Source organism: Desulfocicer vacuolatum DSM 3385 (assembly GCF_900176365.1).
In the GTDB taxonomy this organism is placed as follows: Bacteria; Desulfobacterota; Desulfobacteria; order Desulfobacterales; family Desulfobacteraceae; genus Desulfocicer; species Desulfocicer vacuolatum.
In genome coordinates, this window is sequence record NZ_FWXY01000044.1 from 1 (window position 1) to 11,928 (window position 11,928).

The window sequence follows — 11,928 nt, forward strand, 5'->3', positions numbered from 1 at the left end:
ATCAATGGTGATAATCCCTGAATTGGCAAATAGTTATGAGTAGTCTACATAATTCTTTTGCCAAAACAACACGAAAATAAGAGATAAGAATCTAATAAGTTCATAAGTCAATAAATTCTGTTTATGATGGATTTGAAGGACCCGTCTTAAAACGCCCAATAAAACTGGAATCAAAAGGGTTTGAAACCAGCTTTATTGGGAGCGAAATCAGTTATAATTAGAAAATTTCCAACCCATAACCGGGTGGGAAGGCACACTCTTTTCATGGATTCAAACAAAACCGTTATTTATAGCACTTTCTGTCATATTTCACGGATTCATATATCCTTCCCGTTCCTTTTAATTTATCATCATTGATTAATGTCCTCTATTTACAAGGTGTTGAGGCACCAATGTTTCGGTAAGACTGTTTGGCACAAGGTTTGCTTAACCTGTATAGGCAAAGGAGAAAAAGATCCCCGTTACGACAATGCGTTTATTTACCTTGAGTTTTTGGACAGGCTAACCACTAAATTATCAACTTGGCCACCTGTGGTGCGTATTTATAAAGGTTGAGTTAAAGAGAAGCATTGCATGATTATTGCCACTTTTAAGATGCAAGTTACGCCTAAAAAACGGAAAGAGCTATTACAAACGATGTTATCCATAGTTGAGAAAGTGCGTCAGGAGAATGAGTGCATAAAATGCCACTTCTATCAAGACATGGAAGATATTAACAGCTTCGTACTGGTTGAGGAGTGGCAGAATAAGCGGGATTTGAATCGGTACTTGCATTCAGACCAATTCAGTTTGCTAAACGGCGCCATTAGACTCTTGAATGAGTCGCATAAGATGCAGTTCAATACGATCCTGAAACAGGAACCGTTGAGTATATGCAAAGGGCACAAATAAAATTATTAGATTATAAATCTGGCAACTTAACAATGCCATTTTCACGCGACAAAACACAAAAATCATTTCTAAGGTACTAAACAAAATAACGATGCCGGAACCCTTTTCAAACAAAGGTTGCCGATATTACCATGGAGACAGAAGTCGCTAACACAGGCGGATCAACGAGTCTTTTAATGCAGAGAGTTCAAAAAAAAAAGGATTCCAGAATGAAGAGCAAAACGATGCAAGGTGGATTTGATTTTCTAAAAAAAATTTTCAAAGTTTCAGCCCTACTGATGCTCATGGTAGTTTTTATACCGCAGATGCTTTCAGCCCGGGAGAAATTTGCTCAGGATCTTTTCTCAGTTAGCTTCCCGAGCGAATCGGATGGGTGGGCATGCGGCCGCTGGGGAACAATTGTCCACTCCAGCAACGGGGGTGAGAGCTGGCACCATCAGCAAAGTGGCATCGATTTCACCTTATCATCGGTCTACTTCGTGGATTCGCAGAACGGTTGGGTTGTGGGAGACGGCGGAACGATTCTGCACACCACCGATGGAGGGGAGCACTGGGAAAAGCAGGAATGCCCCATTGATTATTTTCATATGAGTGTATTTTTTATTAATGCCAGGACCGGATGGATCGTAAGTGAAAGAACCCACATTTTATATACGGAAAACGGGGGGGAGAGCTGGCAGATTCAATTTAACGACCAGGATTTTATCCTCAAGAGCATTTCGTTTTGCGATGAAAAAAACGGCTGGGCAGTGGGTGAGTTCGGATATATTTATCACACCAAAGACGGCGGGAAGCACTGGGATCAGCAGGCTGGCGAGTTTGGATTTTCAGAAGAAACCGGAGAGATTGTCGGCGGCACCTTCCTATACGCTGTCAAAGCTGTTGACCCTTCAACCGCCTGGGCGAGCGGCATCGATGGATATATCTCCCGTACCACCAACGGTGGGGACTTCTGGGAAAAAGTGACCGGAAACGGGGTGCCAAGGACCCATATTTTTGGAATCAACGCCGATGGGTTCGGGCGCATTATTGCAGGTGGAGTCGGGCATTTGATCACCAGCACCGACTACGGAAGCACCTTCAATGCAGGCGATATGGCGCCCTCCATTGTATACGGCTGGGTATACGGAATTGCCCAAAGGGGACCGTCCGGATTTGTCGCTGTGGGCAAAAAAGGATGGATTTATCTTTCCGATGCGACGGGGGCCTCGTGGAAACGGGTCGCAGGCGAATAAACAACTCGGATTCACATCAATTGTATACTCGAAATCCATGGGGTAATCGTAATTGGTTTATCCTTCCCAGCACCAAAGTTTGGATGAATAAAAAAGGGGAATACTATGCCAGATAATCAAGGAAAACATGACAGAATCGTCTCTTATATGGTTCGCTACCGTTTATGGGTCATGTTGTTTGTCGTAATCGGGGTAACTGCGTTTTCATACGGCATTACCCGGATGCAAACCGATGTAATCTTATCTCACATGTTTCCGCATGATCATCCGTATTTGAAGCTTCATGCGCGATTTGCACAAGTGTTCGGCGGCGGAGGCACGAACGTGGTGATCGCCATCAACACCAAGTCGGGAGATATTTTCAACCCCCAGACCCTGGGCAAAGTGAAAGAGATGACCCGGAAGATCGAGCTATGGCCAGAGGTATATCGACTGCTCACCGTATCGATGGCGAGCAACGCATCCAAGGTGGTCAAGACCCAGGCCAAAGGAGAGATCGTCATCGAGGCGCTCATGTTCCCGGAGGTTCCAAAGACCGAAGAAGACTTGGCACTGTTGAAGAAGCATGTGTTTTCGCTGCCCCAGTATGACGGCACACTGGTGTCAGAGGACGGCACCGCTGCGCTGGTGCTCACCCAGATGAAAGAGGACATCTCCTACGAGCAGATATTTGTAAAGCTGCGGGACTTGGTGGAGCGCTACTCGGATGAGAACACCTCAATTCACATCGTGGGTTATCCCATGCTAATGGGGTGGATTTACAGCTACAAGTATCAGATGTACATAGTGTTTGCCATCAGTGTGGCGTTGATGATGCTGATTTTGTTCCTGGTGTTTCGAAATGTTGTGGGCATGGTCGCCCCCATCGCCATGTCGGCGATCTGCACGGCCCTGGGCCTCGGGTTTATTGGCTGGACTGGAATCAATTTCAGCCCGCTTTTGTATGTGCTGGCTTTTCTTGTGGGCGCGCGGATGTTGTCAAATTCCGTGCAGATCACACATCGGTATATTGAAGAGTTCCGGGCGTTGGGTGACAACCCTGTGGCTGCCGCCTTTGAAACCATGAAGGCAATGATGATGCCCAATGCCGCGGCCGTGGCCACCGATGCGGTGGGCTTTCTCGTATTAGGGGTGGCAAAGATTATTCTCATGCAGCAACTGGCGATCCTGATGAGCTTCTGGATGGTGACCATCGCGCTCCAGGGCGTGTTGGTGCCAATCATCTGCAGCTATCTGCCCATAAAGGCGCAAACATTCGGTGCAAAGGATAAACTCGGGAGGCTGGGTAAAGCCATTGTGAGCATGGCCAATTTTTCCATGGGACCGGGAAAGCTCCTGGTAGGACTTGGCATGATCGGGATCATCGGCACAGGTATCTTTCAGATCACCCAGCTGAAGGTGGGGGATCCCACGCCGGGTAGCTCCATTCTCTGGCCGGATCACACATACAACCAGGACCAGGCCCTGGTAAACGAGAAGTTCAATATTTCATCGGACAACCTAATGCTCTATTACGAGGGGGCCAAAGAGTCAGTGTATGAGCCGGATGTGTTGAAGACCTTTGAGCTGTTCGAACAGCACATGGCCGAAGAACTTCCAGATATCTACAAGTCCTCAAGCTCCATTATCGGCATGAGCAAGATGCTCTGCCTCACCTTCCATGACGGTGATCAGATGTGGCACCAGTTACCAAGAGATCCCAAACAGCTCACGGGTATACTCGGCTATGTCCGCAACACGGCGGGCACGGCGGTACTTCGGCGATTTATTGACGGGGGGCTGGAGCGTACCCAGATCACGCTGTTTTTCGCAGACCACACCTCAGACAATATGCTTCGGATAAAGAAAGCCGCGCTGGATTTTTTTGAAAAACATCCTATGAAGATCGCCAATGGTGAATTCAAGCTGGCTGGCGGCCGGGTGGGCATGGAGATCGCCCTGAATGAGGAGATGAAGCAGGCCCATGCCTTTATGGATTCGGTGGTGCTGCTGTCCATTTTTATCATGTGTTCGATTTCTTTTCGCTCAGTTGTTGCCGGTTTCATGCTGACAATTCCCCTGGTTTTCTCGAACCTGATCGCCTTCAGCTACATGGCCTGGGCGGGGATTGGGCTTACCACCAGCACCCTGCCGTGTTCGGCGGTGGGGGTGGGGGTGGGGGTGGATTTTGCCATTTATCTTTACAGCCGGTGCAAAGAGGAGGCACTGGTGCATGATGATTGGCGGACGATGATTCTGTGTGCAGTGCGCACAACCGGAAAAGGAATCGTGTTTACCGGTATGACGCTGATCTTGCCGATTCTGACCTGGTATTTCATTTCGGCGTTGAAGTTTCAGGCCCAGATGGGTTTTTTCCTGGCCATGCTTTTGTGTGCCAATATGGTTTTGGCCCTGACGTTGCACCCGTTGATCATACTGCTGGTCAAACCACGGTTCATGAAGAAAAAAGTCCAGTTGGCGAATCAGGAGAAAGTGGCTTCTGCGCTTCAAATCGGATGAACCCGATAAGTGGAGAACACGAGATTCACAAGGTGACAGGGAGATGTTTTTCTGGTCTTAATGTGTAATCAAAAGGAGGAGGTAAGATGACAGATCGCGCTAATTTCAAGAAGAAAAAACTCATTTTAAGGGGGGGGGTAACGCTGCTGGTCATGCTGATGCTGGCTTTCCCAGTGGCGGCAGTCGAGTTTGATTTTGGGCAAGCACATGGCAGTATTATGGGATATATAAACCAGAGCGTTGGCTTTAACATCACCGGTGGTGATCATTTTGACACCCAGCAGGATTTTAATTCGGCTGTGTTCCAGGCACTTGTGGAAACGAAGGTGCATCTAACGCCGAGGCTTCGGTTTTTTGGCTCAGTAAGCCTCAATGCCGATTGGGCTTACGGATTGTTGGATGGCAAAGACGACTGGAAGGCCAAAGGGTTTGATAAGGCCGATGATGACCGTTTCATACTGGGCGATTTTGATGATGTGCTCAAAGAATTTCATCTTACCTGGACACCGGGTGATTTCATGTTCCGGGTGGGAAAACAAGTCGTCGTGTGGGGCGAAACAGACGGTATTCGGATCATGGACCAGATAAACCCTGAGGACCAGCGGCGCGGTATTACCGATGTGGAGTTTGAAAGCACGATTCTCCCCCTGTGGTTGCTGCGGGCCGAATATTTCATAACCCCTGATACTGAATGGATGACGGAGCTGGGTTTTCAGTTCATCTTCAATCCCAATGTGAAGTTCCGCAGCAACGAGTCGGTGTCTGTGGGCGGTGACGTATGGGGCATTTGGGGCGCCAACGTCATGGCGGGACCGGGCATGAGTGTGGGCTCATTTGACCAGGCGATTGAAGAACCCGATGAGTGGGATGATGAGGGGTATGAGTATGGATTTCGGATCCGTACTGTGATGGCCGACGCCATTATGACCCTGAATTATTTCAACGGTGTTGCCAACACGCCGGTGACGATAATGACCGGTGACCCCCGGATAGAGGTTTCTCCCTGGGACAACCGGCTGATTCTTCATCTGCCCGAGGCCGGCTACTATCCCGATCTGGAGTTCGTGGGAGCCACTTTCACAAGGGATTTTCCCGGCATCTACATCAAGGCGCTGGGCGGGGTATCGCCGGTGCTGCGTGCCGAAATCGTGTACGCAATGGACTCTACATTTACCAACAACCTCAACGCCTTTGAAGAATTGGATGAACTGCAGATCGGGATCGGGCTTGACTGGAAGTTTAAGATCAACTTCTTGAATCCCAAGGCTTATTTTTCGCTCTTCTCCCAGTTTGTCAATCGAAAAATCCTCGATTATCCAGATTACGGGCTCTCGGTTCAGTCCAATCGAAAGGACTGGATATTTGTTATGAACACCACCTATTTCCACAACAAGCTGGAGCCCGCGGTGACCTATTGGCATGATGAAACCAATAATGCTGATTTGCTCAAGCTCGAGCTTGGCTGGGAGTATAGCCATAAATGGGAATACACCATCGGCGCCGTATTCTTTAGCGGCGACAAAGATGGTGCCGGCTTTGAGCCGTTCGCCAACAAGGATCAGTTTTTCATGACCGTGTCACACCGGTTCTAAGATGAGATCCCTGCTGAACACCATGCGAATGTTAATATATTTAAAAAAACTGAAATAAAGGAGAAATATACAATGAATTTTTTGAAAAGGCGTATGATTGGTTTGTTAGCGGGGTTCCTGATCATATCTGTTCAATGCGCCAGCGCAGGTTCACTGCCTCATCCGGGGAGCTATATCCCCTCTACGTCAACAATTGAGAAGTATAAAAAAGGGCTTGATGACCCTCGGTCGATGTTCGACTCTCCGCTTGATCTGAAAAATATTTTGCCGCCTGAAATCCTTGACAAGGTCACCTATGATGTTGAAAAGATGAAAATCGCATGGCCGGAAGTGGTCCAATTCAAAGCCCCGGAAGTGGTGGGCAAGGTGGCCCCGGAGATCAAACCGGGAAAGTACACTTATCAAGATTTAAAAAAATACCCCGGGTTCAAGGAGTTGATCATTCCAGAGCGCTATGACCGCATCAAACCGGGTGAGCCGCCGCACGCACTTAATATTCCGGAATTTAATATTATACCGACACGGCAGTTGTACCTGTCGCTACCGGTTGCCGAGGCGTGTAAGAGCAATATGGGGAAAACAAAACTCGATGAAAATGGATACCTGATCACAGACACACTGGCGCCGGGTATTCCTTTTCCGCGGCCTTCAGGAAAATTTATGGGAAATCAGATCGTGTATAACTGGAAGCATCGCTATAATCAATGGGGGGTAAACGTTGGAGGCGTACTTAAGGTCGTTGGGATCACCAAGAATTTAACCGTCGATTATAATGGATACCTTTTGGAAAATGCCGCCCGTCTGACCAATCGTGTTCTCATGCCACCTTACGATTGGTATGACAAACGTGCAGAAAAACGAAAAGAGCATTATGCACTCCATTGGTTTTTTCCAAGCCCACGTGACGTTGCCGGTACGGCACGAACCTCTTTGACTTACCTGAACCCGAATACCGCAGATCAAAACTTGATGTATATTCCCTCCATGCGCCGAGTGCGCAAAATGTCAGCAACCGACACCCAGGACCCGGTCATGGGACAGGATACCATTTATGACGATACGGAAGTATTCTGGCAAAAACTGTCACCTAATAAATACCCATACAAAATTACTGTAGAAGCACGTGAGTATCTTGTCCCGATTACCTTTGACGGGAAGGCGTATGTGGATTCAAAGGATTTTGCCTGGCGTAACGTGACGATGGAACGTCGTCCCATATATCGTGTTGAAATGGAACAGCAGGATGCCAACTACGTTTATGGCAAACGAGTTCTTTACATCGACATGGAGACGTTTGACCTCTGGTTTACTGCAAATTACGATCAGCAAGGACGGCTCTACAGAACAACTGAAGTGGCCTGGAGTTTTTTACCGGAGATGGGAGTGTCCTCTTATTTCAATATACATTACAATATGCATGATCATATCGATCTCCACACAACATTCTGCTTAATTTGGCAAGCCCCTGCGTTTTGGGATGTTCGAAAAGATATGGGGATGGCAACCATCGTCAGGAATGCGAAGTAAAAAAGTCTAAAAAGCCCCGGTGGGTAGCATTGTTGCCCACCGGCCCCAAACTTAGGTCAAATCAGGTGAAAGAGGCCCGAATCGGGTTGGCGAAAAATGGTGGTGGCGTTATCTCTGTGGAAGAATTTGCCTGCAGCGCAATCTTGCTGGAAAAAATGTAAAGGAGAACCGAAATGAAAAACGCACTCCATGGATTGCGTGTGTTGGATTTAACCATGAACCTGCCGGGTCCATATATGACATGGCTCATGGCGGAAATGGACGCTGAAGTGGTCAAGGTGGAGAACCCAGATGGAGGCGATCCGGCCCGGGCATTCATGGACCCCGGAGAAGAAATTTATTTTCCGCTTTTTGAAGCGGTTAACCGGGGAAAAAAAAGCGTGACGCTGGATCTCAAAGTGGATGGTGGCCGGTCGGTTTTCAAAACGCTTTTGGGAGGTTATGACATTCTTGTGGAGGGATTTCGTCCTGGCGTCATGAAAACACTGGGGCTTGATTATGAATCCCTTTCATCCTCCTTTCCCAACCTGCTGTACGTTTCCATTACCGGCTGATGAGATTCAAATAGTGTAACGGTTTTGTGACCACATCGATTTTAATATAAAATCGATTTTAACCTACAATTTAAGCACCTTATAATTACGTTTCGACAGATTGGTAGTTACAAAATAATGTAACGATGTAAAAAAAAATCAAAAATGATCTGTGGTTTGGCATTTTTTACAAATGGATCAAGCAAAAATCGGCTTCAATATATAAGGTTAAGATACAGACAGGCCACCCTCGGCTTATACCAAAGATGGCCTGTCGGTACAGATAAATTGTGATAAGAACTATTGGGGAGGGAGGTCTGCTATAAATTCCAGCGCAAGGTTAATATCAACAAATTGGTGGTTTAGCTCATTTGCCCTATCCCGGCAGTCTGTACAGATCTCTTTAAATTTTCTCATATCGCCTTTGACGGCCATATAAATCTGTTCAATCGCTTCCTGCTGGATATCTTTGTACTTTTCGATAAAATCCTCGACCTCTATGGGATACAAAATCAGGGTTTTTAACCGGCTGAGTATATCAGGATGATTTCGGCTCAAATAGGTTCGGACCTTTGGGAGTCCAGCAAATACGACGGGAACTCCGGCATCAATAATTCGCTTAAGATATGGCCAGACCCTTGTATCCAGATCATTGGCCTCATCTATGATGATAAAACAATTGGAGAGGTTGCAGATCGTTTTCAGGTATTGGGGAGTCCGTCTGTAGGTGGCTGTGGCTTCATAATTTAATTCTTTGAGTATGGATGCCAAGGTTTCATGGATGTTGAACAGGGACTCAACCCATACGGCATGGAGCTTTTTGGGGCGCAGCAATTTTAAAAAACGGGTTTTGCCTGCACCAAAGTCCCCTTCAATGAGAACACTTTGTCCCCTGTAAATCCGGTTATAAGTGGCAGCCAAATATGAGACTCTTCGTTTATCACTGATAAAATCCTCTTTCATGTGATGTCTCCGTGGGATGCATAAGTGGCCACATGATTCGTATTGATCAATTTTTGGTAATCCAGTATAAATGCATTGAACAGGGCCTGATTTTTACGGTCATCAGGCTGGTTCATCTTTTTCATGTAATCGGCATACCTTAATTGATTATGATGAAGCACTTGTTCTGCCCGGGTAAGGGTAAGGCCCTTATGATAAACTTCGATTAAAGCAGGCCGATCAACAGCCATATCGTGCTTTCCCAAAAGAGTGATAATGGTGTCGAGTTCATCGGGCGGCACGGGTGAAGGTGCTGGTGAAGGCGATCTGTCAAATGGCTTTTTTGCAATGGCTTCACCCAACAGTACGCCTTCTTCACCCTGCTCAAAAATAAAAAGTTTATCCTTGTATCTGGAAATTTTTACCGGTGTACTTTTATGCTTGCTGAACCGGTCTGCGCCACTTGTCACATAATAGTCCCGGTTATCATGGCGAATGGTCCTGCTTTTGGATACGGTGGCTTTGATTTTCCTGTAGCCGTACTTCATATATTCTTGAACCTGATCCGGATTAAAATTCAGTATATCTGCCTGGTTTGATAAAAAATCATCAAATTTCTGTGCCGGTACCCAAGCACTGACCACTCCGTCTTCAGTAAAATAATGTTGTGTATGATTATGTTCGTTGCGGTATTCGCTGAGCATATTACTGATCCTTAATTCCTGAAGTGTGATATCAAGAAGGGTTACAGTAATTTTCTCCTTTTTTCCCCGCTTGAAGGTATATTCTGGAATGGTTTTCACAATCCTGTTCTCAAAGGCTTTGATAATCCGTATTTCAAAATTGTGCAGGCTCCGGTGTGAAGATTCCAGATGCGCCTTATCTTTGGGTGAATATGCCCTTGAAAAATCCGGTGCAAAATAGAAGCCTTGCGGAGTAGAATGCGCAAGATTAATGGCATTGATGGGACGCTTTAGATTTAAAAATCCTTTTGCCTGGTCGGGCCTGATCCCTATTTTTTTCAAAGGGAATGGGGTGCTCAACAAAAAACGGGTAAAAAGATCCACAGAGTTCAGGCTGCTTTCGGTAAAATAAAATTCCAGAATAAACATGTTTCTGGAACTGGTATCAAAAACTTCAATCACCTGTGGCTTTTGCCAATTACCGTGTTTATTTCTAATTTTCAAATACTGGAACTTGCAGCCGTCAACCTGTATCAAATCAAATACCGGCACCGATTTGAAGGCATGAATGACCGGAGACTGAATCTGTTCATCCTCTTTTTCCAGATAAAATTTAAGGTTTTCTCTTTTGGCACATCGCCGAAGTGCCGGGAGGCTGATGGTTTTGCCCAGCTCTTGTTCCAGCCAGTAGTGATAATTTTTAATGGTCCTGGCTCTCCTGGTGATAAAAATAAACCCCTGGGATGAGGGATCGCATGAAGCCTTGACCATTTCAACAAACTTTCTTTTTGTTTTTTCGTCTATGGCCCGGGGCCGTCCGCTGCACTTGCGGCCCTCCATAATCCCTTTTTCAACCAGCAAAAGGGGCACCGGGATAATCCCAGTTTTTTTGTACTGGTCCTTGTAATATTTTTTGGATCTTCTCTTGGCAGACCCGGTTTTGTTCATGATCTTTTTATGCAGCAGTAAGTGAAAACGGTCATCAAGAGTCAATTCACCCAATTATTTGCCCTCCCTTGATACAATTTTTTCGTATATAACCTGATGCCACAACAATGCTGCCTGACGGGAGGTATGCTGCCAATGATCATGCTGTGCCAAACGGACCTGTTCAAGCATTGCCTTTACTACAGCGATGTATTCATTCGAAATCCGATCAGTTAGGTCTGGTTTACTTTTCGGTGCCGTCTTTCGGGCATCGATAAACTTTTTGATATTCCGTGCGGTCAGCTCCATGCCGCTGTTTATAATCGCCTTCCAGATACGGCGCTGTTCTATTGAATCCAGTTGGGTAAGGGGACGGACCTGAGATTCATTGGCTGGCAGTTTGTCCCCAATTGGGGACAGATTGTAGAGGACTTCATAGGAGGTGATCAGGCGATAGGCATGGGATTTACCCATATCCCACCGCTCCCTGGTATATGTTTCGAATGACTCAAACAGAGCCTGCTTGTACAAACGATTGTCACGAATTTCTTTCAAGGCCTGGCCGATTTTGTAAAAACATTCCTGATTACGGGCAATCAATATTTCAAGTTTGTGCAGTCGTTCCATACTTATTGCCCCCTCGCTATGGGCCTGCCGATTACAGCGGCAAGGGCAGTCAGTGTTGATGCCGGAACCTGAGGGGCTGTATTTATCTGCTTCAAAAACAGGACGCTGTCCCTAAATCCATATCCCTTGAGTTTCATGACAAGGTCGATGGTATTAAAGTTTTTTCCGCATCTAAAGCACCTGGCCAGGTTTGTGGCTGGATTTACTGCGGTCTGAAACTCATTACATAGGGGGCATAGAAAACGAAAATAGCCATCCCTGATCTTGGATGGAATCTGTAAAAGGTCCCGGATCAACATATCCACGGGTATATTGTTCCTCAGTTCAAACAATTCCCGGGATGAAAATCTGCTCTTTGTTTTGCTGTGATGACCAATTGTTAAGTGCCACAATAAAATAACTACTTGAATGCAGAAATTTTCAGAATAAGTTGACCAAATTCAAAATATATCAGATTAAATGGTCCTGGGAT

10 protein-coding genes are annotated in these 11,928 nt (G+C 46.3%); 6 read left to right on the top strand and 4 right to left on the bottom strand.

The window, feature by feature from the left end; all coding sequences use genetic code 11:
- Nucleotides 1–573: 573 nt before the first annotated feature.
- The 6 genes from B9A32_RS22580 to B9A32_RS20275 all read left to right on the top strand — a co-directional run bounded on the left by B9A32_RS22580 (nt 574) and on the right by B9A32_RS20275 (nt 8,298).
- Nucleotides 574–891 carry a putative quinol monooxygenase gene (locus tag B9A32_RS22580; RefSeq protein WP_084071893.1) on the top strand — a complete coding sequence of 106 codons (318 nt, stop codon included), beginning with the start codon at nt 574–576 and terminating at the stop codon, nt 889–891.
- Between the two features lie 209 nt (nt 892–1,100).
- The gene (locus B9A32_RS20255; protein ID WP_170923935.1) at nt 1,101–2,126 is read left to right on the top strand and encodes a WD40/YVTN/BNR-like repeat-containing protein; all 1,026 of its coding nucleotides are present in this window, start codon (nt 1,101–1,103) and stop codon (nt 2,124–2,126) included.
- 105 nt (nt 2,127–2,231) lie between these two features.
- Nucleotides 2,232–4,625, top strand: a complete 2,394-nt coding sequence (locus B9A32_RS20260) for an efflux RND transporter permease subunit (RefSeq protein WP_084071900.1) — start codon at nt 2,232–2,234, stop codon at nt 4,623–4,625.
- 86 nt (nt 4,626–4,711) lie between these two features.
- On the top strand, nt 4,712–6,217 hold the full coding sequence (locus tag B9A32_RS20265) for a DUF1302 family protein (protein ID WP_084071902.1): 1,506 nt from the start codon (nt 4,712–4,714) through the stop codon (nt 6,215–6,217).
- 72 nt (nt 6,218–6,289) lie between these two features.
- Entirely contained in the window at nt 6,290–7,744 is a 1,455-nt protein-coding gene (locus tag B9A32_RS20270; RefSeq protein ID WP_084071905.1) for a DUF1329 domain-containing protein, read from the top strand.
- A gap of 173 nt (nt 7,745–7,917) precedes the next feature.
- A complete protein-coding gene (locus B9A32_RS20275; RefSeq protein WP_084071907.1) occupies nt 7,918–8,298 on the top strand; it encodes a CoA transferase in 381 nt (126 codons plus the stop codon).
- 279 nt (nt 8,299–8,577) lie between these two features.
- Here the strand turns inward: B9A32_RS20275 and B9A32_RS20280 are convergent, their stop codons facing one another.
- Genes B9A32_RS20280 through B9A32_RS20295 form a run of 4 tightly spaced genes read right to left on the bottom strand, consistent with a single transcriptional unit; the run spans nt 8,578 to nt 11,755 of the window.
- Nucleotides 8,578–9,240: an AAA family ATPase gene (locus tag B9A32_RS20280; RefSeq protein ID WP_084071909.1), complete on the bottom strand. Its 663-nt coding sequence runs from the start codon at nt 9,238–9,240 to the stop codon at nt 8,578–8,580.
- Nucleotides 9,237–10,904, bottom strand: coding sequence for an integrase (locus B9A32_RS20285; protein ID WP_139795912.1), 1,668 nt, complete (start codon nt 10,902–10,904; stop codon nt 9,237–9,239). Before B9A32_RS20285 ends, B9A32_RS20280 begins: the two co-directional genes overlap by 4 nt.
- The gene (locus B9A32_RS20290) at nt 10,905–11,456 is read right to left on the bottom strand and encodes a DNA methylase (RefSeq protein WP_084071912.1); all 552 of its coding nucleotides are present in this window, start codon (nt 11,454–11,456) and stop codon (nt 10,905–10,907) included.
- A gap of 2 nt (nt 11,457–11,458) precedes the next feature.
- Complete coding sequence (locus tag B9A32_RS20295; RefSeq protein WP_084071916.1) at nt 11,459–11,755, bottom strand: CHC2 zinc finger domain-containing protein; 297 nt, start codon at nt 11,753–11,755, stop codon at nt 11,459–11,461.
- Between the last annotated feature and the right edge of the window lie 173 nt (nt 11,756–11,928).